28 protein-coding genes and 1 pseudogene are annotated in these 26330 nt (G+C 73.0%); 9 read left to right on the forward strand and 20 right to left on the reverse strand.

Translation table 11 applies throughout. The features are described 5' to 3' along the window. Nucleotides 1–26: 26 nt before the first annotated feature. The gene (locus tag GA0070612_RS21880) at nt 27–944 is read left to right on the forward strand and encodes a LysR substrate-binding domain-containing protein (RefSeq protein ID WP_088989617.1); all 918 of its coding nucleotides are present in this window, start codon (nt 27–29) and stop codon (nt 942–944) included. A gap of 131 nt (nt 945–1075) precedes the next feature. Beyond that, on the forward strand, nt 1076–1651 hold the full coding sequence (locus GA0070612_RS21885) for a maleylpyruvate isomerase N-terminal domain-containing protein (RefSeq protein WP_088989618.1): 576 nt from the start codon (nt 1076–1078) through the stop codon (nt 1649–1651). 16 nt (nt 1652–1667) lie between these two features. Here GA0070612_RS21885 and GA0070612_RS21890 read toward each other — a convergent pair whose 3' ends face one another. Together GA0070612_RS21890 and GA0070612_RS21895 are read right to left on the reverse strand one after the other, a co-directional pair. Further along, the gene (locus GA0070612_RS21890; RefSeq protein ID WP_088991673.1) at nt 1668–2225 is read right to left on the reverse strand and encodes a GNAT family N-acetyltransferase; all 558 of its coding nucleotides are present in this window, start codon (nt 2223–2225) and stop codon (nt 1668–1670) included. A gap of 41 nt (nt 2226–2266) precedes the next feature. Further along, a complete protein-coding gene (locus GA0070612_RS21895; RefSeq protein ID WP_088989619.1) occupies nt 2267–2758 on the reverse strand; it encodes a DnaJ family domain-containing protein in 492 nt (163 codons plus the stop codon). A gap of 197 nt (nt 2759–2955) precedes the next feature. On the opposite strand from GA0070612_RS21895, the gene GA0070612_RS21900 reads away from it, so the two are divergent. Then, nucleotides 2956–3606 carry a LysE family translocator gene (locus tag GA0070612_RS21900; RefSeq protein WP_088989620.1) on the forward strand — a complete coding sequence of 217 codons (651 nt, stop codon included), beginning with the start codon at nt 2956–2958 and terminating at the stop codon, nt 3604–3606. Nucleotides 3607–3614: 8 nt separating this feature from the next. On the opposite strand, the gene GA0070612_RS21905 is transcribed toward GA0070612_RS21900, so the two are convergent. From GA0070612_RS21905 to GA0070612_RS21915, 3 genes are read right to left on the reverse strand one after another with little or no spacing between them, the layout of a single operon-like run. After that, nucleotides 3615–4439, reverse strand: coding sequence for an SDR family NAD(P)-dependent oxidoreductase (locus GA0070612_RS21905; RefSeq protein WP_088989621.1), 825 nt, complete (start codon nt 4437–4439; stop codon nt 3615–3617). Further along, nucleotides 4436–5758, reverse strand: a complete 1323-nt coding sequence (locus tag GA0070612_RS21910) for a flavin-containing monooxygenase (RefSeq protein ID WP_088991674.1) — start codon at nt 5756–5758, stop codon at nt 4436–4438. Before GA0070612_RS21910 ends, GA0070612_RS21905 begins: the two co-directional genes overlap by 4 nt. A gap of 57 nt (nt 5759–5815) precedes the next feature. Beyond that, entirely contained in the window at nt 5816–6463 is a 648-nt protein-coding gene (locus tag GA0070612_RS21915; protein WP_231924292.1) for a TetR/AcrR family transcriptional regulator, read from the reverse strand. A 57-nt stretch (nt 6464–6520) separates the two neighbouring features. On the opposite strand from GA0070612_RS21915, the gene GA0070612_RS21920 reads away from it, so the two are divergent. The 3 genes from GA0070612_RS21920 (at nt 6521) to GA0070612_RS21930 (ending at nt 9629) form a co-directional block, all read left to right on the forward strand. Next, nucleotides 6521–7873, forward strand: coding sequence for an MFS transporter (locus tag GA0070612_RS21920; protein WP_088989622.1), 1353 nt, complete (start codon nt 6521–6523; stop codon nt 7871–7873). A gap of 26 nt (nt 7874–7899) precedes the next feature. After that, nucleotides 7900–9057, forward strand: a complete 1158-nt coding sequence (locus GA0070612_RS21925; RefSeq protein WP_088989623.1) for a coiled-coil domain-containing protein — start codon at nt 7900–7902, stop codon at nt 9055–9057. Between the two features lie 230 nt (nt 9058–9287). Beyond that, a complete protein-coding gene (locus GA0070612_RS21930) occupies nt 9288–9629 on the forward strand; it encodes an RNA polymerase-binding protein RbpA (RefSeq protein ID WP_030327608.1) in 342 nt (113 codons plus the stop codon). Nucleotides 9630–9692: 63 nt separating this feature from the next. On the opposite strand, the gene GA0070612_RS21935 is transcribed toward GA0070612_RS21930, so the two are convergent. The 9 genes and pseudogenes from GA0070612_RS21935 to kdd form a co-directional block, all read right to left on the reverse strand. Further along, entirely contained in the window at nt 9693–10211 is a 519-nt protein-coding gene (locus GA0070612_RS21935) for an FxsA family protein (protein ID WP_088989624.1), read from the reverse strand. 67 nt (nt 10212–10278) lie between these two features. Next, a complete protein-coding gene (locus GA0070612_RS21940) occupies nt 10279–11088 on the reverse strand; it encodes a polyprenol monophosphomannose synthase (protein ID WP_231924293.1) in 810 nt (269 codons plus the stop codon). After that, nucleotides 11085–12842: pseudogene (gene lnt, locus GA0070612_RS21945) on the reverse strand (apolipoprotein N-acyltransferase). Before lnt ends, GA0070612_RS21940 begins: the two are co-directional and overlap by 4 nt. 568 nt (nt 12843–13410) lie before the next feature. Further along, nucleotides 13411–14748 (reverse strand): glutamate mutase L, encoded by a 1338-nt coding sequence (locus GA0070612_RS21950; protein ID WP_088989625.1) that lies wholly within the window; start codon nt 14746–14748, stop codon nt 13411–13413. Then, nucleotides 14745–15146 (reverse strand): 3-aminobutyryl-CoA ammonia lyase, encoded by a 402-nt coding sequence (kal, locus tag GA0070612_RS21955; RefSeq protein WP_088989626.1) that lies wholly within the window; start codon nt 15144–15146, stop codon nt 14745–14747. The genes GA0070612_RS21950 and kal overlap by 4 nt, the downstream gene beginning before the upstream one ends. 13 nt (nt 15147–15159) lie before the next feature. After that, nucleotides 15160–15909: a lysine 5,6-aminomutase subunit beta gene (kamE, locus tag GA0070612_RS21960; protein WP_088989627.1), complete on the reverse strand. Its 750-nt coding sequence runs from the start codon at nt 15907–15909 to the stop codon at nt 15160–15162. Further along, a complete protein-coding gene (gene kamD, locus GA0070612_RS21965; RefSeq protein ID WP_088989628.1) occupies nt 15902–17461 on the reverse strand; it encodes a lysine 5,6-aminomutase subunit alpha in 1560 nt (519 codons plus the stop codon). The genes kamE and kamD overlap by 8 nt, the downstream gene beginning before the upstream one ends. Before the next feature lie 48 nt (nt 17462–17509). Next, nucleotides 17510–19075, reverse strand: coding sequence for an amidohydrolase (locus tag GA0070612_RS21970; RefSeq protein ID WP_088989629.1), 1566 nt, complete (start codon nt 19073–19075; stop codon nt 17510–17512). Nucleotides 19076–19079: 4 nt separating this feature from the next. Further along, on the reverse strand, nt 19080–20141 hold the full coding sequence (gene kdd, locus GA0070612_RS21975; RefSeq protein WP_088989630.1) for an L-erythro-3,5-diaminohexanoate dehydrogenase: 1062 nt from the start codon (nt 20139–20141) through the stop codon (nt 19080–19082). A gap of 140 nt (nt 20142–20281) precedes the next feature. Here kdd and GA0070612_RS21980 point away from each other — a divergent pair, with 140 nt between their 5' ends. Continuing rightward, on the forward strand, nt 20282–21673 hold the full coding sequence (locus GA0070612_RS21980; protein WP_088989631.1) for a KamA family radical SAM protein: 1392 nt from the start codon (nt 20282–20284) through the stop codon (nt 21671–21673). Between the two features lie 58 nt (nt 21674–21731). Here GA0070612_RS21980 and GA0070612_RS21985 read toward each other — a convergent pair whose 3' ends face one another. The 3 genes from GA0070612_RS21985 to GA0070612_RS21995 are packed head-to-tail and all read right to left on the reverse strand — an operon-like array spanning nt 21732 to nt 24015. Then, nucleotides 21732–22790, reverse strand: a complete 1059-nt coding sequence (locus GA0070612_RS21985) for a hypothetical protein (RefSeq protein WP_088989632.1) — start codon at nt 22788–22790, stop codon at nt 21732–21734. Next, nucleotides 22787–23353, reverse strand: a complete 567-nt coding sequence (locus GA0070612_RS21990) for an RNA polymerase sigma factor (RefSeq protein WP_088991677.1) — start codon at nt 23351–23353, stop codon at nt 22787–22789. Before GA0070612_RS21990 ends, GA0070612_RS21985 begins: the two co-directional genes overlap by 4 nt. Nucleotides 23354–23412: 59 nt before the next feature. Next, nucleotides 23413–24015, reverse strand: a complete 603-nt coding sequence (locus tag GA0070612_RS21995; RefSeq protein WP_088991678.1) for a polysaccharide deacetylase family protein — start codon at nt 24013–24015, stop codon at nt 23413–23415. On the opposite strand from GA0070612_RS21995, the gene GA0070612_RS31570 reads away from it, so the two are divergent. Continuing rightward, the gene (locus GA0070612_RS31570; RefSeq protein WP_157742565.1) at nt 24014–24475 is read left to right on the forward strand and encodes a hypothetical protein; all 462 of its coding nucleotides are present in this window, start codon (nt 24014–24016) and stop codon (nt 24473–24475) included. The genes GA0070612_RS21995 and GA0070612_RS31570 overlap by 2 nt on opposite strands. Before the next feature lie 11 nt (nt 24476–24486). Here the strand turns inward: GA0070612_RS31570 and GA0070612_RS22000 are convergent, their stop codons facing one another. Together GA0070612_RS22000 and GA0070612_RS22005 are read right to left on the reverse strand one after the other, a co-directional pair. Further along, a complete protein-coding gene (locus tag GA0070612_RS22000; protein WP_088989633.1) occupies nt 24487–24828 on the reverse strand; it encodes a YnfA family protein in 342 nt (113 codons plus the stop codon). Between the two features lie 74 nt (nt 24829–24902). Next, nucleotides 24903–25097, reverse strand: coding sequence for a CsbD family protein (locus GA0070612_RS22005; protein WP_088989634.1), 195 nt, complete (start codon nt 25095–25097; stop codon nt 24903–24905). A gap of 156 nt (nt 25098–25253) precedes the next feature. On the opposite strand from GA0070612_RS22005, the gene GA0070612_RS22010 reads away from it, so the two are divergent. Further along, nucleotides 25254–25865, forward strand: coding sequence for a histidine phosphatase family protein (locus tag GA0070612_RS22010; protein WP_088989635.1), 612 nt, complete (start codon nt 25254–25256; stop codon nt 25863–25865). On the opposite strand, the gene GA0070612_RS22015 is transcribed toward GA0070612_RS22010, so the two are convergent. After that, entirely contained in the window at nt 25795–26301 is a 507-nt protein-coding gene (locus tag GA0070612_RS22015) for an Lrp/AsnC family transcriptional regulator (protein WP_088991679.1), read from the reverse strand. The genes GA0070612_RS22010 and GA0070612_RS22015 overlap by 71 nt on opposite strands. Nucleotides 26302–26330 lie beyond the last annotated feature (29 nt).

Genomic DNA, 26330 nt, shown 5'->3' on the forward strand with positions numbered 1-26330 from the left:
CGGAGGCCAATCGTTAGGATTTCCGTATGGTCGAGCTGGACCTGCGGCGGTTGCGCTTCCTGCGCGAGCTTGAGGAGCGCGGCACCCTGGCGGCGGTGGCGGCGGCTCTGGGTTACAGCCCGTCCACCGTCTCCCAGCAACTCGCCCTGCTGGAGAGGGAGGTCGGCGTCCGGCTGCTGGACAAGGCCGGGCGCGGCGTACGGCTCACCGACGCCGGGCAACTCCTCGCCCAGCACGCCCGGGTGCTGCTGTCCGCCGCCGAGGCGGCGCAGGCGGACCTCGCCGCTCTCAGCGGCGACGTCCGCGGCACGGTCCGTGCCCGGGGCCTGCAGTCGGCGGCCCGCCGCCTGCTCGTCCCCGCCGTGGCACGGCTGCGGACCGCACACCCGCAGGTCCGCGTGGAGATCTTCGAACTCGAACTCGAGCAGTCCCTGCCGGGTCTTCGCCTCGGCACCGTCGACCTGGTCATCGGCGACGAGTACGACAGCCATCCCCGCCCCCGACCGGCCGGTCTGCGCTTCACGCTCCTGCTGGAGGAGCCCCTGCGGATCGTGCTCCCGGCCGCGCATCCGCTCGCCCGTTGCGGCGGACCCGTCGCCGTTGCCGACCTGCGCTTCGACATCTGGGCCGCCTCCGCCGAGGGCACCGGCCACCACGCCATGGTGGTCGGCACCTGCCGCGCCCTCGGCGGCTACGAACCCGACCTGCGGCACCGCTCCAACGACGCCGACGTCCAACTCGAACTGGTCCGCGCCGCGACAGCCGTCGCCCTCATGCCTGCCCTGACCCTGCCCCGTGACGACCCGGCGCTCGCGATCCGGGACGTCGCCGAGGTCACCGTGGGCCGCCGGCTCGTCGCCGTCACCCGGGACACGCCCGCCGCCCCCGCGCTCATCGCCCTCTTCAAAGCGGTGACGGAGCAGGTAGGCCAACTCGGCGGATAGCGGTCAGCGCAGCATCGCCCGGATCGCGGGCGGCACCGACAGCACCCCCAGTGTCGGCAGTAGGTGTCTCCAGGGGCGGTCGGTTAGTGATCTCGATTGCCATCGCCTAGCGCACCTGCGAGGGTCCACGGATGTCACTGGTGACCGGCGCCGATCTGCTTCGGGCGGCCGACGAGATGCACCGGGCGCTGCTGCCACACCGGGAGCGCGACTGGTCGGTGCCGGCAGGCACGCTGACCTGGAGCTGCTGGACCACGGCAGCGCACGTCGCGCACGACCTGCTCGCGTACGCCGGTCAGGTCATCGGCCGCCCGGACGACGGCTACCTGCCGTACGACCTGCGGGTCTGCCCCGACGCGGGCCCGGCGCAGACCCTCACCGTGGTGCGCGCCTGCGCCGGGTTGCTGGGCGCCGCCGTCGACGCGACCCCGCCCGACGCGCGGGCCTGGCACTACGGCCCCTGCGATCCGGGCGGCTTCGCGGCGATGGGCGTGGCCGAGATCCTGCTGCACACCCACGACATCACCCTCGGCCTCGGCGTGCCGTGGCAGCCACCGCATCAGCTGAGCGCACTGGTGCTGGGGCGACTCTTCCCGGACGCGCCGGACGGACCCGTGCCGGACGTGCTGCTGTGGATGACCGGCCGCGGTGAGCTGCCCGGCCGGGCGCGGCGTACCTCCTGGACCTGGCACGCTGCAGTGGACTGACGGGCTGGACCGCCCGCTACCGCGTCCGCCCCGGGTGAAGCTGACGGTCGGGCACCGGCAACACGTGCCGGTGCCCGTCGAGCGGGAAAGTCGGTGGCTGGGCGGGCAGCGTCTCCTCGTAGGCGAAGCCGCACTTCTGTGCCACCCGACAGGACGCGACGTTGTCCACCTGGTGCAGCAGGTCCAGATGCGTCAGGCCGGGGAACCTGTCGAACGCCCAGCCGCTGAGCGCGGTGACCGCGCGCGGGGCGACGCCACGACCGCGCGCCCACGACGCCGTCCAGTAGCCCACCTCCGGTGCGGGGCGCTGCGGCGTCACGCCCTTGAGCACCACGTTCGCCACCAGCCGTGGACCATCCGCGTGGTCCTCGAGGACGGCGAAGCTGTACCGCCGGCCGTCGGCCCAGTCCTGCCGCGTCCGCGAGAGCCAGTGCCGGCCCTCGTCGACGCTGGTCACCGGCAGCCGCGTCCATCGGCGCAGCACCGGGTCCCGGTACGCCGCCAGCAGCGCGTCCAGGTCGTCGTCCGCCCACTGTCGCAGGGTGAGTTCCGCCGCCCGTACCTCGATCACCATCGGCACAGTCTGCCGATGGTGCGCAACGCCGACGAGGCGGGTCAGCGCGACCGGCGCCGCCACGGCAGCGGCCACCAGGAACGACGGGACCGGCGCGGCGGCGCGACGACGGCGGCCCGCTCGATCGGTGGCGTCGACACGCTCGGCGGGGCGTGCTCGGCGCGCCAGCGGCGGACGACCTCGTCGGCGTTCACCGGACGCACCACCACCCGGGGGCCGTCGGGGTTGCGCAGCCAGGCCACGATCTGCGCGTTCAGCTGCCCCACGACGTCGCGGACGGACTGTTCGGTGGGCATGTCGCGGACCTCGTCGGGGATCTGCTCGATGCGTCGGCGCAGGTGCAGCGGGGTGGGCAGGAGCAGGTCGCTGGGCAGCGCCTCACGCTCCAGGAAACTCTTGATCCACCATGACTCGTCGTACGGCATGCCCCGGCCGGGGATCGGTTTGCCCATGCCGGGCAGGTCGTCGAACTCGCCGCGCTGCGCGGCGCCCAGGATCTGCGCCTCCACGGCCGCTTCCCACGCCTCGGTCACCCTGCGGCACCTCCCCCGGTCACGGTAACGCGCCGCCTGAGGGCGACGACGAGCCTCCGTAGGAGGTCAGCGCACCCGGCCCGGTGACCATTCCCGCCGGGGGCGCAACCGCAGGCCACCGGCCGCGAGGTGGCCCTCGGTCGGGATGTTCGTCCCGATTACGGTCAGTGTGGGGACTGTCGAACGGGGGAACACCGATGGTGAGTTCGGGTGCGTTGCTGGGCATCGCGCTGGTCGCGTTGGGGCTGGTGCTGACACCGGGCCCGAACATGGTCTACCTGGTGTCCCGCTCGGTCGCGCAGGGCCGCCGGGCGGGGCTGGTCTCGCTGCTCGGGGTGGCCGCCGGTTTCGGCGTCTACCTGGCCACGGCGGTCGCCGGCCTGGCCGCCGTGTTCGTCCTGGTGCCGACGCTGTACGCGGTGGTGAAACTGGCCGGCGCCGGCTACCTGCTCTGGTTGGCCTGGCGGACGCTGCGCCCCGGCGGGCACTCACCGTTCACGCCCGCGCCGCTGCCACCGGACCCACCCCGGCGGCTGTTCACCATGGGTCTGGTCACCAACCTGTTGAACCCGAAGATCGCCATCCTCTACGTGTCGCTGCTGCCCCAGTTCGTCGACCCGGCGCGCGGGCACCTGGCCACCCAGAGCCTGCTGCTCGGCCTCACCCAGATCGCTGTCGCGCTGAGTGTGAACGCGCTGATCGTGCTCACCGCCGGCTCCCTCGCGGGCTTCTTCGCCCGCCGACCCGGGTGGCTACGGGTGCAGCGCTGGGTGACCGGGACGGCCCTGGCCGCGTTGGCCGTGCCGATCGCCACCGACCGGTCCCGCGCGGCGGTCGCCGCGCCCTGACCCGACGGTCACCGATCGCGGTGGCGGCGGAGCATCCCGGCGGCCAGCGGCGCGGCGTCCAGGTCACCGGCGGCGAGCCGGGCGGCGAGGGTACGGCGTACCAGCCGGTCGGCCAGCGCCGGGGCGTGCCGGCCGACGGCCATCTCCAGGCGGCCACGGGCGGTGGTGGCCACGTCGCGGGGTGCCCGACGGGCGGTGGCGGTACGCAGGATCGCCGCGACCACCCCCTGCACCGGCTCGGGGCGGGACACCCCGTGCAACGACAGTCCCGCCTCGGCGGTGCTGTCGTGGATCGGTGAGGCGACCATGCTCGGGTAGACGACGCTGACCCCGACGTGGGTGCCCACCTCGTGTCGCAGCGCGTCGGCGTACGCCACCAGGGCCCGCTTGCTCACCCCGTACGCGGCGGCGAGCGGCAGCGGCAGCACCGCCATCCGGCTGGCCACGAAGATGACCCGTCCGTGGGCGGTGACCAGCGGCGGCAGCGCGGCGGCGGTGGTCCGCCACGCGGCCAGCAGGTTGACCTCCAGTTGCCGGCGGACCACCTCGTCGGGGGGCAGCTCGGCCGGGGCGGGGCCACCCACCCCGGCGTTGTTGATCAGCAGGTCGAGCCCGTCGAGCTGGTCGACGGCGGCCCGCACCGCCGGTGCCACGGCGTCCGGGTCGGTCAGGTCGCAGCCGAGCACCGGCACCGCGCCGTCGGGCTGAGGGTGCAGGTCGAGCCCCACCACCCGCGCGCCGGCGGCGGTCAACGCCGTACCGAGGTGTCGGCCGAAGGTGCCGCTCGCCCCGGTCACCAGCACCCGCCGGCCGACCAGCGACCGGGTCGTCACCGCCGGGCCCCGGCTGCGGCCCGCCGGGCTCCGGCCGCCAACTCGCGGGTCAGTTCGGCCAGGTAGACGTCGAAGTCCACGCGCATCGCCGGACGCCGCTGACCCCAACGGGCGGTCGCGGCCCGCAGGTCGGCCCGGCAGGCGGCCCGCTGTCGTTCCGGGTCGGGCAACGCGTACCGGCCGGCGAGGTGCGCGGCGACCAGCTTGGCCTGCGCCTCGACCAGCGGGAACGCCGATCCGGTGGACTGCACCAGCCCGACGAAGGTCAGCCCGGGGGCGTCGGGGTGGAACACGTGTCGGTACAACGGCAGGCTGTCCGGGCCGTCGCCGAGCAGCGCCGGGTCGAGGAACGGGACCACCACCCGGTACCCGGTGCACCAGATGATCAGGTCGACGTTGTCGGTGCGGCCGTCGGTGAACTCGACCCGGTCACCGTCGATCGCGGCGACGCCGGGTCGCGCCTCGACGTCGCCGTGGGTCAGCCGGGACAGCAACCCGTCGGAGAGGGTCGGATGGTCCTGCAGGAAGCCGTGGCGCGGCGCGGGCAGCCCGTAGCGGGTGGGGTTACCGACGGTGGTGCTCAGCATCGTCTGGCTGATGCGTTGCCGCAGCCGCCACGGCAGGCGGCGGGCCAACGCCCCGTTGAGGGTGTCCGACGGGCGGCCCAGCAGGTACTTGGGCACCACCCAGACGCCCCGGCGCAACGACAGCAACGTGCGGGTCGCGGTGTACGAGGCGTCCACGGCGATGTCCATCGCGGAGTTGCCGCCCCCGACGACGAGGACCCGCCGGCCGGTCAACTGCTCCGGACCCCGGTAGTCGTGGCTGTGCATCTGCTCGGCGGTGCAGGTGCCCGGGTACGACGGCTCGGGCAGCTTGGGCACCCGGTTGTGTCCGTTGGCGACGACCACGGCGTCGACGGTGACCTCGACCGGCGCGTCCGGCCCGCTCGCGGCCACCGTCCAGGTGCCATCCGGGTTGCGGGTGACCCGCTCGACGGCGTGACGCAGCCGGATGTGCTCGCCCAACCCGAACCGGTCGACGTAGTCGGCCAGGTAGCCGGCGACCCGGGTGTGGTCGGGGTAGTCGGGCCAGTCGGTGGGCATCGGGTGGTCGGCGAACTGGGTGCGGCCCCGGCTGGTGTTCAGGTGCAACGTCCGGTACGCCGGTGAGTCGGGTGACCCGTACACCCAGAGGCCGCCGACCTGGTCGGTGGCCTCGAAGCAGACCACTGCCGCGCCGACGTCGCGCAGCGCCTTGACCGCGGCGAGCCCGGCCGCGCCGGCGCCGATCACCGCCACCTGAGGTGGTACGCCCATCGCCGCCCCCATCTAAATCCAACGTCCGATGGATAATCGTCGTCGGGCGGCGACCCGTCAAGACCTCGACGGTCCGTACAACCCGTCGAGCAGACGGTGCACGAACGCCCGGAACTCGCGCCGCTCCCGTGCCCCCGGCGCGCCCGCCGCCAACGCCACCACGTGACCGTGGGTCGCCCACACCAGGCTGCGTACGGTGATGTGCGGGGTCGGCTCCGCCAGCGCGCCGGCCGCCGCCGCGGCGCCGAGCAGCTCGGCCACCAGCCGGTACAACGGGTCGGCGTAGCGCTGGTCCAACTCGGCGTGCCGCTGCGGCTCCAACCAGCGGCGCAGCCACAGCGCGGTGGTCTCCGGGCGGTCCTCCAGGAAGTCGACGAAGACGTCGACCAGCTCGTGCAGGGCCCGCCGCGCCGCGTCCGGCCCCGCGTCGAGAGCGGCACGGGCCTGCTCGGCGGCTGCGGTGAGGACCTCCCGCTCGGCGGCGAAGACGCGGGCGAAGCAGGCGTCGTAGAGCGCCGCCTTCGTACCCGTGTGGTGCGCGACGGTGGCGACGTCGACCCCGGCGGCGGCGGCGACCTCCCGCAGCCCGACGGCGTCGAAGCCACGCTCGGCGAACAGCGCGGTCGCGGCGGTGAGCACCACCTCGCGGGTCGGCCGGGTCTCGTCGCGTCGCGGGCGACCCGGACGGCGTCGGGGCATGGTCATGACCGCCATTCTGCCCCTAGAATCCAGCAACCGTTGGATTGCGGAGAGGACGCGGCGATGACCGGGCTCGACGGGCGGCCCGCGGCCGCCACCGACGCGACGCTCCCCCGTGGCCCCCTGGCGGGCTTCGCGGCCGGCTCACTCGGCATGGGTGTCTGGGTGACGGTGCCCGGCCTGCTGCTGCTGTACTTCCTCACCGACGTGCTGGCCGTCGACCCGTGGCTGGCCGGCATCGCGCTGCTGCTGCCGAAGATCGCCGACGTGCTGCTGCACCCGTGGGTGGGTCACCGCGCCGACGTCGAGCAGACCCGCCGCGGCGACCGGCGACGCCTGCTGCTGGTCGGCTGCGCCCTGCCGCTCGCGTTCGCCGCGCTGTTCGCGGTGCCCGGCGGCCTGACCGGCGCGCCGGCGGCCGCGTGGGTGGCGGTGTTCTTCGTCGTCGGCAACCTGCTCTTCGCCGCCTACCAGGTCCCCTACCTGGCCACCCCGGCCGACCTGCGCATCGGCTACGACGAACGCACCCGGCTGATGGCGTTCCGGATGGTCGTGCTGACCCTGGGCATCCTGGTGTCCGGCCTGCTCGCGCCGCTGCTCACCGGCGGCGACGCCGCGACCCGCTCCGGCTACCAGCGGATGGGCCTGGTCCTCGCCGTCGGGATGCTGGTGGCCATGTCCGTCGGCGTCGCCGGCATCGCCCGGCTGCGCGGGTCGGCGGCGGATCCCGCCCCGGCGGGGCACGGCGGGTGGCGGGCGCTGCGCACCGCGCTGCGCGACCGGCAGTTCCGCTGGCTCGTCGCCGCCTACCTGGCGATGTCCACCACCACTCACCTGGTGCTCGCCGGGGTGCCCTACTACGCCGAGTACGAACTGCGGGCCACCGGCCTGACCACGGTGCTGGTGGCCGCGTTCGTCGCACCGGCGCTGCTGGTCACCCCGGCCTGGCTGATGGTGGCCCGCCGCGTCGGCAAGCAACGGGCGTTGCTCGGCGCGCAGGGCGCCTTCGCCCTCGGGTCGCTGGTGCTGGCGGTGGGCAGACCGGCCGGCCTGCCGGTGCTGATCGGCGCGGTGGCGGTGCTCGGCGTGGCCTTCGCCGGCATGCAACTGCTGCCGTTCTCGATGCTGCCCGACGTCATCCGCGCGGCCCCCGCCACCACCGGCGCCGGCACGTACACCGGGGTGTGGACGGCCACCGAGGCCACCGGCGCGGCCCTCGGTCCGTACGCGTACGCCCTGTGCCTGACCGTCGGTGGTTTCGTGGCCTCGACGGCCGGTGAGTCGCCGGTGCAGCCGGACACGGCGCTCGCCGCGGTCCGCTACGGCTTCGGACTGCTGCCGGCGGCAGCGATGCTCGCGGCGGTGCTGCTGCAACGCCGCTACACCCTGGACGCCACCGCCCGGACGACGACCTGAACGGCCGGCACTAGACTTCGCCCTCGATGGACGCCCAGCCCAGCACCACCGAGACCCGTCCGTGTGCCCACTGTGGAGCGCCGGTGGCGCAGCGTGTCGGCGCGGGCCGGCCGTTTCGCTACTGCCGGGACAACGACGGCGCCTGCCAGCGCGCCTCCCGCAACAGCCGGATGCGCCACCGCAACGCCCCCGGCCTGCCCGGGCAGGTGGCCCGCACCTGGGAGGCGGTGGAGCGCCTCGACCAGATCGTCGAGACGTTGACCGAGTCGCTGCACGCCGAGTTGTCGCCGGTGGGTGTGCAGCGGCAACTCGCGCAGGCCCGCGCGGAGGCCGCCGCCGAGGTGGCGGCGGCGCAGACCGAACGTGACGAGGCCCGCGACGACGCCGAGGCCGCGGCGGCCGACGCCGCACGGGCCCGCGAGCAGGCCCGCGTCGCGCGCGCCGAGGCCGACGACGCCCGGCAGGACGCCGAGCAGGCCGGGCGGCGGGCCACCGCGGCCGACGAACGCGCCCGGCACGCCGAGGCCGCCCGCGACCAGGCACGCCACGACGTCAGCGCCGCCGAGGCGTTGCGCGCCCAGGCCGAACGTGACCGGGACCAGGCCCGCGTCGAGGTGCGCGACCTGCGGGCCGAACGGGACACCGAGCGGCAACGGGTGACCGACCTGACCGTGGAACGCGACGCGGCGCGCGCCGACGCCGAACGGGCCACCCGGGCCGCCGCCGAGGCGACCGAGCGGGCCGGGCGGTGGCAGGCCGAGGTGCAGGACGTACGGCGGCAGATCGAGCAGGCCCGCGCCGACGCCGCGCGGACCCGCGCCGAGGCCGCCGACGCCGCCCGCGCCCGCGAGCAGGCCGACCGGGCCCGCGACCGCGCGCAGGTCGCGGCCCAGCAGGCCGACGACGCCCGGCAGGAGGCCGCCGAACTCGCGGCGCGGCTGCGCGCGGAACTGGCCGCGACCGCCGCCCACCGCGACACCCTCACCGCCGAGCTGGCCGCGGCCCGGCAGGCCACGGCCACCGCCGAGGGCCAGGTCACCGCCCTGACGGTACGACTCGACGCCGCCGAGACCGACCGGGACGCGGCCCAGCGGCGGGTGGCGCAGCTCGGTGACCAGGTCAGCGACCTGGCGTTGGCGTTGGCCCGGTTGGGTCCGACGCCGACGGGCGGGGCGGACACCTGAACGGGACGGCGCAACCTTCGCCGCGTCCGGGCGGTTAACATCCCCGGTGGCAGCGGACACACCGCCGTCGCGACCCCGCCCGGGGATCACCTGGCCGGCTGACCGCCCGGGCCGGTTACCCTTGGTCCCGGTCCGACCGTGGACGCCTCACGCCCCCGGGCGGGAATGGCTCGACGGGAACACACAGTTACACCCAGAAGACCAGCACCACGAACGAGGGGAAGTCGATCATGGGCGAGCGTATGCTGCGCGGAAGCCGCCTTGGCGCGGTGAGCTACGAATCCGACCGCAACACGGAGCTCGCGCCGCGTCAGACCCGCGAGTACCTCTGCGCCAAGGGCCACCAGTTCGAGGTGCCGTTCGCCGTCGACGCCGAGGTCCCGACGACCTGGGAATGCAAGTTCGACGGCAGCGTCGCCCGACTCGTCGACGGCAGCGAGCCGGAGCAGAAGAAGGCCAAGCCGCCGCGTACCCACTGGGACATGCTGCTGGAGCGGCGTTCGATCGCCGAGCTCGAGGACATCCTCGAGGAGCGCCTGCAGGAGGTCCGGACCCGTCGCGGCCGCGCCTGAGCTGCACGACGTACGACGACGCCGCCCCCGGGGTTACCCCGGGGGCGGCGTCGTTTCGCGTACTCAGTGGCGGCCGGGCTCCACGATCTCGCCCTCGATCGCCCGACCGCCGTCGACCACCACCGGTTGCTCCGGTCGGGGGGTCGGTTGCGGCGCACCCTGGCGCACCCGCACCGTCCGGGGGCCGAACAGGTCACCGGCGACCATCGACGACACCCGCCGCTCGGTGGCACGGCGCACCCCGGCGCGGGCCAGTCGCCGCACCGGCGGCACCAGCAGCAGCAACCCGGCCAGCCCGCTGACCAGACCGGGCACCGCGAGCAGCAACGCCCCGGCCAACCCGACGAGCCCGTCGGTCACCTGCCCACCCGGTGGTTGCCCGGCCGCCGCGGCGGACCGGAACCCCCGCCAGGCGCGCATGCCCTCCCGGCGCAGCAGCACCAACCCCAGCAGGGACGCCGCGAAGACCAGCAGCACGGCCACCCCGAACCCCAGCGCCCGCCCCACACCGACGAACACCGCCAGTTCCACCACCACCGCCAGCAACAGGGCCAACGGCACGAACCTCAGTCCTCGGCGCATCTCACCTCATCGCCATTCCCGCGACACCATGGGCGTGTCCCGCCCATCCAGCATGACACGACCTCGCTCACGGCCACCGCGCCTGACCGGTGGCCGTGCCGTGCAGGCCACGGCGTACCGCCTGACGGCGGTCGCGCACACCCCAGGCGGTGATCCGCCACAGCGCCTCGGCCACGATCTTCGGACTCATCTTGCTGTCCCCGCGTTCCCGCTCGGCGAACGTGATCGGCACCTCCACGATCCGCACCCCGGCCCGGTGCGCCAGGCGGGACAGCTCCACCTGGAACGAGTACCCCTGCGAGGTCACCGACCCCAGGTCGATGGCGTCCAACGCGCTGATCCGGTACACCCGGTAACCGCCGGTGGCGTCCGAGACCGGCATCCCCAGCGCCAGGCGCGCGTACAGGTTGCCGCCGCGCGACAGCAGCAGCCGCCGCAGCGGCCAGTTGACCACGCGGGCGCCGCTGGTCCACCGTGACCCGATCACCACGTCGGCGTCGCGGGCGGCGTCCAGCAGCGCCGGCAGGTCCTCCGGGGCGTGGGAGCCGTCGGCGTCCATCTCCACGACCGCCTGGTACCCGCGTTCCCGGGCCCACCCGAACCCGGCCAGGTACGCCGCGCCGAGGCCCTCCTTGCCGTGACGGTGCAACACCTGCACGTGGGTGTCGCCGTCGGCGAGGGCGTCGGCGATCGCGCCGGTGCCGTCGGGGCTGTTGTCGTCGGCGATGAGGATCCGCACCGCCGGGGCGGCGCGCCGGACCCGGCCCACGATCGCGGCGATGTTGTCGGCCTCGTTGTAGGTGGGGATCACCACCAGCACCCGGCCCACTCCGGGCACCTCGTCCGGGCGTCGGATCGTATCGGTCGCCTGGATCACGGTTCCTCCGCTCCCGCCGGCGTACCGGCTGTTGCTAACCGGGCATGATCCGTTGCCGCCGGCGCAGCACCGCGGCGCCGACCAGGGCCGCCGCGGCCACCGCGGCGAGCACCACCTCCGGCCACCAACCGAGCCGGGTGGCGAGGGTACGTCCGTCGTCGAGGCGCAGCTGCCGCACCACGATCTCCCGGGTGTTGAACCCGGTGGCATCGCTTACCCGCCCGTCGGGTGCCACGAACCCGGACACGCCGACCGTGGAGGCCATCAACGCCTGACGGCCGTGCTCGACGGCCCGCAACCGGACCATGGCCAACTGCTGGCGGGCCTCCGCCACGTCGAACGTCGCGTTGTTGGTCTGCACGACCAGCAGTTGCGCGCCGCCGGTGACGGTGTCGCGGACCACAGCGTCGTAGGCGACCTCGAAGCAGATCACGTCACCCAGCACGGCCGGGCCGACGCGTACCACGCCCGGGGTGCTCCCCGGCACGAAGTCGTTGCGGATCAGGTCGACCTGCTTGCTGACCATGCGGGCCACGTCGCGCAGCGGCACGTACTCGGCGAACGGCACGGGGTGGCGTTTGGTGTACAGCTGGTCCAGGTCCGCGCCGGTGCCGGGCCGCCACAGGATGCCCGCGTTGCGGACCTGCCCGGCACCGGGCCCGAGCAGCACCGCGCCGACCAGGATCGGCGCGCGGACGGTGTCGGCGGCCTGGGAGATCCGCGCACCGGCGCCGGGGTTGCGCAGCGGGTCGATGTCGCTGGAGTTCTCCGGCCACACCACCAGGTCGGGTTGGTCCTGTTGGCCGGCGGCGACCCGGGCGGCCAGTTCGAGGGTGGCGTCGACGTGGTTGTCGAGCACCGCCTGCCGTTGGGCGTTGAAGTCCAGGCCCAGGCGCGGCACGTTGCCCTGCACGATCGCCACGGTGACCGTGGCGCCGGACCCGGCGGCGGCGACGGGCACGAGCAGCGCCCCGGCGGTCAACGCGACGGCCACGGCGGCCGGCACGAGAACGGGACGCCACCGCCACGCCGCCCTGGCGCCATCCTCGCGGGGGGGCGCCCGGCGGGGCGGTGTGGGGGTCGTCCGTGGCGTCCGGCCGGCTGTGCGGGTGCCCGGTGGTGCCCTCAGGTGCCCGGCGGCGGGCGACGGCCCATCCGCGCCAGGCGGCGGTGACGAGCAGCCCGCCCAGGAGCGACACGGCGAACGTCACCAGCGGCGCCCCGCCCAGCGAGGCCAGGCGCAGCAGCGGGGAGGTGTCCTGGCTGAACGCCAGCCGCCCCCACGGGAAACCACCGAACGGGGTGCGGTCGCGCAGGGCTTCCTGCCCGACCCACAGCAGCCCGGTCAGCACCGGCCACGACCAGCGGACGCGGTCGACCAGCGGGGACACCCAGGCGGTGGCCGCGCCGAGCATCGCCAGGTAGCCGGCCTGCAACAGCGACAGCAGCACCCACGGCAGGTAACCGGTGTGCAGGTTCGTCCAGGCCAGCAGCGGGGCGAAGAGCGCCACGCCGGTGAGGAAGCCCAGGCCGGCGCCGGCGCGCAACCGCCGCCGGTGGGTGGCGGCGGCCAGCAACGCCACGCCGACCGGGGCGAGCGGCCACACCCCGTACGGGGGGAACGCCACCAGCAGAGCCAGCCCGGCGGCCACGGCCAGGGGCGCGGCGACCCGCAACGGCAGCGGCTGACCGGTCACGACCGGTCGGGTCGGCGCTGCCGGGGCGTGGGACTCATCCCGGTCCAGGGTCGTCACCGCTTCACCTCGATCACGGGGCGAAGGCTACCTGGCCGAGGGCCGCAGCAGCCGCATCGGGCAGCCGACAGTGAGCGGTGCGACGCGATGATCAGGTGATAGGAATGAGGTCGAGGAAGGCCGGCCGAACCTGATCACGAACAGCGGCACGGGCGCGGTCCGCGCCTCGGGTGGAGACGAAATCGGGGCGCGGCTCGCGCCGCGCCCCGATGCTCCCAGGCCCTTCCCGGCCGGTGTGGCGAGGATGGGGCACGACGACCTTCGGACCGACCGGACGCGGACTGGCTGCCCCCGCCGGGCCGTTGTCTACTGGCCGTGCACCTCACCCTGCCCATACACCGGTAACCGCGGCCGGTTCGCGCCGCCCCGCCGACCCCCGCCCGCTGGACCTGGCCGCCGCGACGATGATGCTGAGAACATGTCGCTCGGCCAGCGGACGAAGGGACGAAGCGAACAACAGCCGCTTCCCGTGGTAGGACTCAAAGACGGTACGTGCCGACCCCCGTTGGTTGTCAACCCACACCCGGCCTGTCGTGTGTTGCGACACGGCGTGTCGGGTCGGCGCGTCTCAATGTGTCCGCAGATGGTGACGCAGCAGGGCCCCCGCCGCCGCCCGATGCTCCCGCGCGAGGAGCCCTCCGGCGGCCAGCACGTAGTCGACGTCGACCACCGCGGCGGCGGCCCGCGGCAACGCCCACCCGCCGGCGTGGTCGGCGAGGACCGCCGCCAACACCTGCCCGGACACGGACGTCGGGGCGTGCCGCAGCACCCCACCGGAACCCACCAGCAACCGCACGTCACGCAGGTCCCGTCCGGCCCGCTCACCCGTCCCGGCGCCCCGCGCGTGCCGCCGCAGGGCCACCGTCGCCGCGAGGGTGGCGACCTGGGCGTCCACGGCCCGCTGCGTGTCGTCGACGGCCAGGAACGCCGGGTCGGTGGCCCGACGGTCCGCGTCGGCCGCCAGGGCGTCGGCGTCGCCCGCAGTCAACAGCCGCTCCTCGACGGCGGCGCGCAGCACCCCGGGGGCGCTCCACCGCATGCCCAGGTCCCCCTCGACGGTGCGGGCCCGCCAGAGACTGCCGGCGACCTCCCGACCGGGCCCGGTGGCCCGCTCGTCGGGGGTGAGCACCGAGTACACGTCGGTGGTGGCGCCACCCACGTCCACCACGGCCAGGTCACCGCCGATGGTGTCGGCGAGCACCTCCACACCGGTGAGGACCGCGTCGGGGGTGGCCGCACGCACCAGCCGCGCGAACCGGCTGCCCCGCGACAGTCGCTTACCCCCGATGACGTGACGCAGGAACACCTCGCGGATCGCCGCGCGCGCCGACGCCGGCGCCAGGACCCCGATGCGGGGCAGGACGTTCTCCGCACCCGTCACCGGCACCCCGGCGGCCGCCAGCAGGGCGGTGAGGTCCTCGCGCACGTCGGCGTTGCCCGCGTACACCACCGGTCTGCGCCACCGGGCGCGGGCCAGCCGGGTCGCGTTGTGGGTGACCGTGTCGGCGTCACCGCCGTCGGTGCCGCCGACGAGCAGGACCACGTCGGGTCGGGAGGCGCGCAACGCCGCCAGGTCCGCCGCACCGAGCCGACCGGCCGCCACGTGCACCACGTGCGCGCCGGCGGACAACCCGACGCGCCGCCCGGCCTGCGCGGTGACCAACGGCTCGTAGCCGATGACGGCCAGCCGCAACCCACCGCCGGCCGACGAACACACGTACCACGGCACGTCGCGGACACCGAGCCCGGCGGTGGCCGCCGTGACCGCGGCGTCCAGGCCGTGCAGCACGTCGGAGCCGACCGTCGTGGGCGCCGACGCGGCACCCACCAGCACACCGGCGGCCAGGTCCACCACCGCCGCCTTGGTGTACGTCGACCCGACGTCCGCGCAGACCGCCAGGGTCACAGGTCTTCGCTGGCGGCGGGGACGACCACGGTGCCGGTCGCGGTGACCGCCACGATCGGCGGGTCCAGGACCTCCGCGGCGGACCCGGAGCGGTCCGGGCGACCCCGGCACACCACCACGCACGCCAACTCCAGGGTGCGGCTGCGGGAGCCCACCCGCGACACCCGCGCGGTCACCTCCACCACGTCACCGGCGTGGACGGGAGCGCTGAACCGCACGTCGGAGTACCCGGCGAACAACCCCTCGTCGCCGTCGGTGCGGATACACACCTCGGTCGCCACGTCCCCGAACAACCCCAGGGCGTACGCCCCGTCGACCAGGTTGCCCGCGTAGTGCGCGTGCGAGTACGGCACATACCGCCGGTGCGTCACGGTCAACCCGAGCCGTTCGTCGGTCATGCCCCTACCGTCCTCATGCCATCGCCTTCCGCTTCGTGATCAGGGCGTGCACGAGGTAACTGGCCACCTCGCCGGGCGTGGTGCCCCGACCGAAGATCCGGTCCACACCCAACTCGTCGGTCATCGTCTCGTCGAACCGGGGACCACCGACGATCAGCAGCGGCCGCCGGCCCGCGGGCATCGCCTCCCGGAACGCCGCGGACATCTCCCGGGTGTTGTGCAGGTGCGCGTCGCGTTGCGTGACGACCTGCGACACCAGCACCGCGTCGGCCTTCTCCACCCGGGCCATCTCCACCAACTCCGGCACACTGACCTGCGCACCCATGTTGGTGACCTTCAACTCCCGGTAGTACTCCAGGCCCTTCTCCCCCGCGATGCCCTTCACGTTGAGGATCGCGTCGATGCCCACGGTGTGCGCGTCGGTGCCGATGCACGCCCCGACCACCGACAGCTTGCGCCGCAACCGCTGCTTGATGACCGTGTTGACGTCCTTCGCCGACAGCAGCGCGAAGTCCCGTTCCACCACCTGCACCGCGTTCAGGTCGACCAGGTGGTTGACCCGCCCGTACACGACGAAGAACGTGAACCCGTCGCCCATCGGTTTGGCGTGCACCACCATCGCCGGGTCGATGCCCATCTTGTTGGCCAACTGCACCGCCGCGCCCTCGGCCCGCTTGTCGTGCGACACCGGCAGGGTGAACGACACCTGCACCATCCCGTCACCGGTGGTGTCCCCGTACGGGCGCACGATCGTATTACTCACGCCCCGCCTCCAGGATCTCCGTGGCCGGGTTGCAGTAGTCCGCCTCGTGCGCGGCCACCCCGGCCAGGCCCTTGCCCCGGTCCGCGGGCCGCTTCATGATCCCGAACGTGCCCTCGGCGATCGCCGTCAGCAACGTCTGCTCCCCGATGCGCTCCAACAGGTCCAGCGCCTCACCGAGAACCTGGTTGGCGCGGCGGCGGATGAACCCGCCCGGCGCCGGCACGAAGTCCTCGTGCAGCCCACCGGCCGCGCCCAACACGTACCGCACGTTCTGCAGGGCGATGTCCCGGTCCGACAACCACGGCGTCACCACCGCCTCGGTCATCATCCCCACCAGCAGGATGCCCTGACCGGTCAGCGCCCCCGCCAGGTTGAAGAACCCGTCGAGCAGGTTGCCCCGGAACACGTCACCGGTCATGTGCTTCGTCGGCGGCATCCACTTCAACGGCGCGTCGGGGAACAACTCCCGCGCCAACAGGGCGTGCGCCAACTCCAGCCGGAACGACTCCGGCACCTCCGGGTTGATCTCGAACGCGTGCCCCAGGCCCAACTGCCAGTCCGCCAACCCCGCCTCGTGCGCGAAGAATTCGTTGAGCAGCTGCGACACCGTCACCGTGTGCGCCTCGTCGACAGCGTCGGCGGTGGTCAGGTAGTTGTCCTCACCGGTGTTGATGATGATCCCGGCGCGCGCGTGCACCTGCCGGGAGAACCGCTGGTCGACGAACGTGCGCACCGGGTTGATGTCGCGGAACAGGATCCCGTACATCGAGTCGTTGAGCATCATGTCGAGCCGTTCCAGACCGGCGAGCGTCGCCATCTCCGGCATGCACAACCCGGACGCGTAGTTGGTCAACCGCACGTACCGGCCGACCTCCTTCGACGACTCGTCCAACGCCGCGCGCATCAACCGGAAGTTCTCCTGCGTGGCGTACGTGCCGGCGAACCCCTCCCGGGTCGCACCCTCGGGCACGTAGTCCAACAGCGACTGCCCCGTGGAACGGATCACCGCGATCACGTCCGCGCCGGCCCGCGCCGCCGCCTGCGCCTGCGGAATGTCCTCGTAGATGTCGCCCGTGGCCACGATCAGGTAGATCCACGGCCGCTGCGCCGGGTCACCGTGACGCTTCACGAGCCGGTCCCGCTCGGCGCGCCGCCGGTCGATGCGCCGGACGCCCGCCCCGACGGCCTTACGCGCCGCGCGGCGCGCCGCCGTCGCCGCCCGACCGGTGGGCTGGCTGAACCGCACCGACCCGGCCGCCGCCTTCTGCGCCAACAACGTCACATCGGTGAGGCCCTCACGGGCCAGAGCGTCGAAGACCGGCACCGCCACCCCGTGCCCCAGACCGACGTCCGCGGCGACCGCGTCGACGAGCCGGTTCACCCACGGGATGCCGTCCGGGTCGGCGCCGGTCACCCCGGCCAGCCGCAGCACCGCCCGCTCCACCGACACCGTCGTGTGGCTGCGGGCCAGGTCCACCACCGGCTGCCCGGCCCGACGCGCCAACTCCCGCGCCCGCGCCACCAGCACCGGATCAAGATCAAGCTTGCTCATCGACCATCCACTCGTTCCTGTGCCTGATGGTTCGCTCGCTGCGCTCGCTCACGATGACCCTTCCTCGTAGATGACCTCACCGCGCAGCACCAGACGCCGACACACCGGCAACGGCGTCGGATCGTCCGGGCCCCGCAGCTCCGGGTCCTCGGCCAGCACCACCGGCAGACCCCGCTCCACCCCCGCCGGCGTCGACCACACCGCGAACGTCGCCGGCGCACCCAACGCGAGGACCCCCTCCACGTCCAGGTGCACCGCCCGCCACCCACCACGGGTGTGCGCGGCGAACGCCGCCCGCACACTCATCCGCTGCGCCGGGTTGTGGTGCGCCGCCGCCGCCCGCACCGACCCCCACGGATCCAACGGCGTCACCGGCGAATCCGACCCGAACGCCAACGCCACACCCACCGAGTGCAGCGCACCCATCGGATTCGACTCCAACGACCGGTCCAACCCCAACCGCGCCTCATACATCCGACCCGCGCCACCCCACAACCGGTCGAACGCCGGCTGCATGCTCGCCACGACCCCGTACTCCACGAACCGGGCGATCAACCGCCGGTTCATGATCTCCGCGTGCTCGATGCGGTGCCGGGCCGCGCGCAACCGCTCCACACCCACCGTCGCGGCAGCCGCCGCGAACCCGTCCAGCACCGTGCCGATCGCCGCGTCACCGATCGCGTGGAAACCCCCCTGCACGCCGTGCGCCGCGCAGTCCAACAGGTGATCACGCACCTGCTCGACCGTCAGGTACCCGTGCCCGCACCCGTCGCCGTCGTCGTACGCCCGCGACACGTGCGCCGTCCGCGACCCCAACGCCCCGTCGGCGAACAGATCACCCCCGGCGCCCACGGCACCCAACTCCCGGGCCCGCGCCGCGCCACCCAACTCACCCCAGTACCCGTACACCTCCGGCACCCCCGCACCGGAGATGCCCAACAACCCGGTGAAATCCTCCTCGTCGGAGATGTCCGGACCACCGCACTCGTGCACCGCCGCGATCCCCAGCGACGCCGCATGCGACAGGGCCACCCGCTGCGCGGCGACCCGCTGCGCCCGGCTCACCGACCCCTGCGCCGCCGCCCGCACCACGTGGTGCGCGTCGCGCCGCAACCACCCCGACGCGTCGAACCCGGCCGCCTGCGCCGCCTGCGGACACGCCGCCAGCAACGCCGACGACACCAACGCCGAATGGATCGACGCCTGCGACAGGTACACCCGCCGACCACCGGCCGCCCGGTCCAACGCCGCCGCGTCCGGCAACGCCGGATCCGACCAGCCCGACTCGTCCCAGCCGTGCCCCAGCACCACCGCGTCCGCCGGCAGACCCGCCGCGAACCCGGCCACCGCGTCCAACAACTGCGCAGCCGAACGCATCCCGGACAACTCCAGCCCGGACAACGCCAACCCCGTGTCGGTGGCGTGCACGTGCGCGTCGACGAACGCCGGGGTCACCAACGCCCCGTCCAGGTCCACCACCCGATCGGCCGGCGGCGCGTCACCGTCGGTCCCCAACCAGGCAATCCGCCCACCGGACACCAGCAGCGCTGTCGCACTCGGGTCGGCGGGACAGTGCAGCACGCCGCCGCGGTACAACGTCGAGGGGTTCGTCATGACCTCAGTCTGCCGCGATCCGCGCCGCGAACAGCTGACGCACCCCCGGCTCGGCGCGCAGCAACCCCAACGCCAACTCCGCGTGCCCCGGCACGTACCCGTTGCCCACCAGCATCGTCACGTCCGCCGCCAACCCCTCCGCGCCCAACGCCGCCGCCGAGAAGCTCGTCGCCATCGAGAAGAAGATCACCGTGCCGCCGTCCGCGGTGGCCAACACCGCGCCGTGCTCACACCCCGGCACGTCCACGCACACCACTGTCACGTCCGCCGGCGCGCCCAGGGCGGTGGTCACCGCCGTGGACACCCCCACCGGATCCCGGGCGTCGGCCACCGCCACCGCAGACGCCAGCCCGGCGGCCGTCAGCGCGTCGCGCTCCGCCGCCACCGGCACCACCCCGACGGTACGCGCGGCGCCCACCCGCCGCGCCGCCGCGAGCGACAACGACCCGCTCTTACCGGCCCCGCCGATCACCGCCACCCGCACCGGCGTCGGGTCACCGACACGACGACGGTCCTCGACGTAGCGTGACACCACCCGAGCGGTCAACGCGGGCGCCCCACACACGTCCAGCACCGCCAGGGACAACTGCGGGTCCTCGTCGTCGGGCAGCACCGCCGCGATGGACCGGGCGAACAGGATCGCCCACCCGTCACACGGCACCTGCTCACTGCGCCCGTCCCACCGAGCCAGCCCGTCGGTCACGACCAGCGGGGTCAGCGTCAACGACACCAGGGTCGCCACCCGCTCGCCGACCTTCAACCCCAACGGGGAACGCCGCCCGGCCTCCTCGACAGTGCCGATCAACATCCCACCGGACCCGGTCACCGGGTTCTGCATCTTGCCCCGCGTCGAGATGATCTCCAGCACCTCGGCGCGGACCGCGTCGCCGTTCCCGCCGTGCTTCTCCGACAACTGCCGGAAACTCGCCGCGTCCAGGTTCAGCCGCTGCACCCGGATCCGCACCTCGTTCGGCGCTATCGCCGCCGACGCGTCCAGGCGCCAGGCCGCCTGCGGCAGCACCCCCGCCGGTTGCACGACGCGGTGCAGTCCCACCGGTGACGTCACGCCAACCTCCCCTGCCCAGCCGCCCGAAGCCCCGGTCAAGGCTCGCGTAGCGGGAAAACTTACGGCAGACTAGTTTCTGTACCGAATATTTTCCAGTAGCCTTCGGGCCCGTCGATCACCAGCACCACCGAGGAGGGGCCGTGACCCAGACCATCCCGCAACCCCGTCACGCCCCGGTCGCCACACCGACCGCCGGGCAGCCCTACGAATACCACCGCCGCCCCCTGGTCGAACCCGACTGGACCCGCTTCCCCGGCTGGCGCACCGTCACCCGCGACCAGTGGGAATCCGCCCAGTGGCAACGCGTCAACTGCGTCAAGAACATCAAGCAGCTCCGCGCCGTCTTCGGCGACCTCATCGACGAGACCTTCTACGCCGACCTCGAGGCCGACCAGAAGGCCCTGGCAACCATGTCCATGCTGGTGCCACCACAAATGATCAACACGATGGTGCCGTTCGCGCCCCTCACCACCGAGGCGCTGCTCGCCGACCCCATCCGCCGCTACATGATCCCCGTCGCCTCCGACCGCCGCACCGACTGGCCCTCACACCCCTACGCCAGCCGCGACAGCCTCCACGAGCACGACATGTGGGTCGCCGAAGGCCTCACCCACCGCTACCCCACCAAGGTCCTCGCCGAACTGCTCTCCACCTGCCCCCAGTACTGCGGGCACTGCACCCGGATGGACCTCGTCGGCAACTCCACCCCCGCCGTCGACAAACTCAAACTCACCCTCAAGCCCGTCGACCGCTACGACGCCCACATCGCCTACCTCAAGGGCCACCCCGGCGTCCGCGACGTCGTCGTCTCCGGCGGCGACGTCGCCAACGTCCCCTGGCGCAACCTCGAGTCGTACCTCATGCGCCTGCTCGAACTGGAGACGGTCCGCGACATCCGACTCGCCACCAAAGCCCTCATGGGCCTCCCCCAGCACTGGCTGCAACCCGACGTCGTCGAAGGCCTGGAACGCGTCGCCCGCACCGCCGCCCGACGCGGCGTCAACCTCGCCATCCACACCCACGTCAACCACGCCCAGTCGCTCACCCCACTGGTCGCCAAGGCCGCCCAGACCGCCCTCGACGTCGGCGTCCGCGACGTCCGCAACCAGGGCGTCCTCATGCGCGGCGTCAACGCCACCACCCCGGAACTGCTCGACCTCTGCTTCGCCCTCCAAGGCGAAGCCGGGATCCTGCCCTACTACTTCTACATGTGCGACATGATCCCCAACGCCGAACACTGGCGCGTCCCGGTCTGTCACGCCCAACAACTCCAGCACGACATCATGGGCTACCTACCCGGCTACGCCACCCCCCGCATCGTCTGCGACGTCCCCTTCGTCGGCAAACGCTGGGTGCACATGCTCACCGACTACGACCGCGAACGCGGCATCTCCTACTGGACCAAGAACTACCGCACCTCCATCGAGTCCGCCGACCTGGAGGCGCTCAACAAGCGCTACGCCTACTACGACCCGATCGACACCCTGCCCGCCGACGGCCAGCAGTGGTGGAACGACCACCGCGACGACTGACCCACCGACGACGACACCCCCGGGGAGACCACTCCCGGGGGTGTCGCACACTCCGTGGTCAGGCGCAGTCCAGACCCTGCGCATAGCCGGCCCGCAGCGTCCCGCCCGCCACCTCGTCGGCGTACTCCCAGAACACCTCCGGCCAGTCGCCGGCCTTGTCCATGTCCCGCAGCACCCGCCACCCGTGACTGCTCCGCAGCGCGCCGGCGGCCCGCCGCACCCCGGCCTCATCCCCGACTGATCGCGCCCGCTGCCACTCCGCGATCCACCCACAACCCACCCGGGACGTCACAGCGACGCCGAAGTGGTACGAATCGCTCACCCCGATCTCCTCCAGCGCGCCGACATCGAACCCCGGCGGCAGCGGCACGTCGGCGAGCACCTTCGCCGCCCGCTCCCGCACCGGCTCGACCATCTCCGCCGGGAGCACCGCCAACCACGTCCGCGCGTCCACCCGAACGACGTCCGCCAGAACCCGGTCCAGGTCCTTGCGCGACCAGTTCGCGGAGGTCTTCATCTCCACGACCAGACTGTCGCGGGCACGCACCAGCACAGTGAAATCACCGCTGAGGCTCTGGAACGCATCAGCCGGCCAACCGTCCACCCGCACCGACCTCCCCGGCCCCGCATCGCGCTGATTGGCATACCGGTCCGTGTACGCGTACGCCGGATACCAGTTCATCTCCAGTTCCCGCCCACCCCGACGAAACCGGACCACGCCCATGTTCTCCGAGAACTCGGACAGGGCCACGACCGTCCAACCGACCCGATCGATCAGCAACCGCGGGCTCCTCTCCGCCGCCTCCATCGCCGACCGAGAAAAGACGGCCCCCGCACCCGCGCTGACGATCGGAGAGACCCCCTCACCCTCGGCCTGCCCCCGCACCACCATCGACACCGGCACGACACTCACGAGCACGGCAGCCGCCGTCACCACGCCCGCCAAGCGACGCACCCACAACCGCCGCCACGGTGGCCCGACAGCACGCCGGACCAACGACTCGGACATGATGTCCTCCAGCAGCGCCTGCCTCACCCCACCGAGGTCCCCCATCACCCCGAGCCCACCCGGGTCGGCATCCCGAACCAGCCGGTCGACACGCTCCTCCAGGGTCATGAGTCCTCCTTGCGGGCGGAAGTGGTCAGCACGTCGAGTACATGTCCGGGCGGCCCCGGGTCGTCACCGACCAACCCCCGCAACCGCGCCCGCGCCCGCGACAACCGGGTCCGCACCGCCGCGGGAGACACCCCCAGCACCGCCGCCACCTCATGCGGCGGCAACCCCTCCCACACGGTCAGCATCAGCACCTCCCGGTCCACCTCCGGCAGCCCCGCCAACGCCGCCCGAACGGCAAGCCGCTCCGGCACCGCACTGCCCGGATCAGCGACCGAAGCGACAATCTGCTGGCGCAACCGCTCACCGAGACGCTGCCGCCGCACACCCCCACGGTGATGATTGGCCAACACCCGCCGGGCCACCCCGTACAACCACAGCCGGGCCTCACCAGCGACCGGAAGGTCCTCCCGGCGACGCCACGCCACCAGGAAGGTCTCCGCGACCACGTCAGCCGCGTCCTCCGGGTACGCGACACGCCGCAACGCGTACGCCAGCAACGACTCGAAATCCTCGGCGTACGCCCGCCGGAAACGGTCCTCGTCCCGCTCTGTCTCGGAGCTCACGAACACTCCATGTCCGGTGCGGCCTCAACCGTGACGGGCCACCTGCCTCCGACGGCGACTCAGCCGGCCAACACCTCGGACAACGGCGCCGGCGTCAACCCCCGCTCGCGCAACCCGGCCAGGATGTGCGGCAACGCCTCATCGGTCATCGCCGCGTTCGCCTCGGTCACGTGCATGATCACCACCGACCCCGGGCGTACGTGGTCCACCACCGCCCGCACCAACGGCTTCCACGCCTTCGCGAACGGGTCACCGCTGACCACGTCACCGTCGACCACCGTCACGCCCAGCGGGGCCAGAGCGTCCAGCGCCGCCGCGTCGTGACACAGCCCCGGGAACCGGAAGTACCGGGTCTGCCGACCCCCGTACGGCTTGATCACCTCGAACGTCTTCGCCACGTCGCCGCGCAACTCGCTGACCGGCTGCGAGGGCAGGTCGTAACAGTCCCGGGTGAACGCCGCGTGCCCGTAGGTGTGATTGGCCAACTCGAAGCGCGGATTACCGGCGATCCGACGGGTGACGTCCGGATACCGCTGCACCCACTTACCGGTCAGGAAGAACGTCGCCGGGACCTGCTCCCGTTCCAGCAGGTCGAGGATGCGCAGGTTGGCGTACGACGTCACCCGGCCGGCACGCAGACTGGCCAACATCGCGTCGGTCATGTCCGCGTCGAAGGTCAATGCGACCTTGTCACCGGTCCGCGGTCCGTGGTTGACGACCGGCGCCCTGGTCCCGATGGGTGTCGCGCCCGGCACCCTGGCGCCAGCCGCCGTCGGCGACGGGACGCCTGTCGACGGCGGCGGCGCAGCGGCGCTGGACGACGCGCCAACCGGAGACGCACCGACCGACGGCGCGATGGATGGGGTCGACGACGCGGACGAGCCGACGAAGACCGGCTGGTCCGACGGCGGCACCCGCGACGCGTCACACCCGGCACCCGCAAGGACGGCCAACACCACCACCAGAACGCCAACAGACGAACGAATCACGCCGCCGATCATCCCAAACGCGAGCCGCCCTCACTGCCCCGCGCCAGCCCCGTCGATCATGGAGTTGTGGTGGCGGCAAAACGCCTGCCACGTGCCAAACCAGGCACCACAACTCCATGATCGACGGAAGTAGCGGGGGTCGGGTCAGGTTGCGCCTCCTCGGGGGGCGTACATGATGACCGCTACACCGAGCAGGCAGAGCGCCGCGCCGGTCACGTCCCAGCGGTCCGGGCGGAAGCCGTCCACCACCATCGCCCAGCCCAACGAACCGGCCACGAACACCCCGCCGTACGCGGCCAGGATCCGGCCGAAGTTCGCGTCCGGCTGAAACGTCGCGACGAACCCGTAGCAGCCCAGTGCGACCACACCGGCCGCGATCCACCACAGGCCCCGCTGCTCCCGCCAGCCCTGCCACACCAACCACGCGCCGCCGATCTCCGCCAGCGCGGCCAGGGCGAACAACACCAGGGAACGAAGCACCGTCACCCGGCGACACTAACCGCCCGCACGCGACGGGTCCCCGGGCGACGGTGCACCCGGGGACCCGCGAACCGCTCAGGTCACTTCGTGAAGGAGTCCTTCACGTTGCGACCGGCGTCCTTGACGTTCTGACCGGCCTGCTTGGCGCGCGCGTCGCTCTGCTGGCTGGCGCCCTCGCCACGCATCCGCTCGTTGTCGGTCATGTCGCCGACGCGCTCCCGCGCGGCGCCGGCCATCTGCTCGACCTTGTTCTTTGCCTTCTCGGTGAAGCTCATCGCGCCTCCTCGGTCTGGCGGTTGTCCCCGCTCGCTTGCCCCGTCTCCGGGTGCCGAAACCGGCAGTGCCGGCCGGCACACCCGCTAGAGCATCCTAGGAAGATAGGTTGAGGGAGGGTCGTCTTCCGACCCGCGAAGCGGTGGTTAACTGGCCGCATGGGAGAGCTCCTGCTGATCCGGCACGGCGAGACCACCTGGAGCGCCAGCCTGCGGCACACCTCGTACACCGACCTGGAGCTCACCCCCGACGGCGAGCGACAGGCCCGCACCCTGGCCGCGTTCCTGGCCGGCCGGCGGTTCGTGACAGTGCTGGCCAGCCCCCGCTCCCGGGCGCTGCGCACCGCGCAGCTCGCCGGCCTCACCGTCGACGCCGTCGACGAGGACCTCAGCGAGTGGAACTACGGCGAGTACGAGGGCCGCACCACCGTCGACATCCACGCCGACCAGCCGCACTGGAACATCTGGACCGACGGCTGCCCGGGCGGGGAGTCCCCCGCACAGGTCGGCGAACGGGTCGACCGGGTGCTGGAGCGGGTCACCCCGCTGCTCGACCGGGGCACCGTCGCGCTCGTCGGTCACGCGCACAGCCTGCGGGTGCTCGGCGCCCGCTGGATCGGCCTGCCCCCGTCCGCGGGTGGCCGGCTACGCCTGGAGACCGCCACGGTCAGCGCGCTCGGTCACGAGCACGGCCGGCAGGTCATCCTGCGGTGGAACCAGCCGGCTCCTCCGGCGCCCGGGACCGCGACCGACCCGGCGCCGCGGCACTGATCTTCGGCGGCCGGTTCTCGTACGGGGTGGACAGCACCACAGTGGTCCGGGTCGTGACGTTCGCCGAGGTACGGATCTCCTGCAACACCCGCTCCAGGTCGGCGGGGCTCGCCACCCGCACCAGCAGCAGGTAGAAGTCCTCCCCCGCCACCGAGTAGCACGAGTCGATCTCGGGCAGGTGCGACAACCGCTCCGGCGCGTCGTCCGGCTGCGACGGGTCGAATGGGCGGATCGCCACGAACGCGGTCAGCGGCAGGTCCAGCGCCTCGAACGACACCCGGGCGGCGTACCCCTTGATCACCCCGCGTTGCTCCAGCCGGCGCACCCGCTGGTGCACCGCGGACACCGACAGCCCCACCCTCTCGGCCAGGTCGGTGTACGACAGACGGCCGTCGGCGGTCAGCGCGGCGACGATAGCGCGGTCGATCTCCTCCACGGCGTGCAACCTACCGGGAAAACCGCCCG

Origin of the sequence: Micromonospora chokoriensis (assembly GCF_900091505.1) — a bacterium.
In the GTDB taxonomy this organism is placed as follows: domain Bacteria; phylum Actinomycetota; class Actinomycetes; order Mycobacteriales; family Micromonosporaceae; genus Micromonospora; species Micromonospora chokoriensis.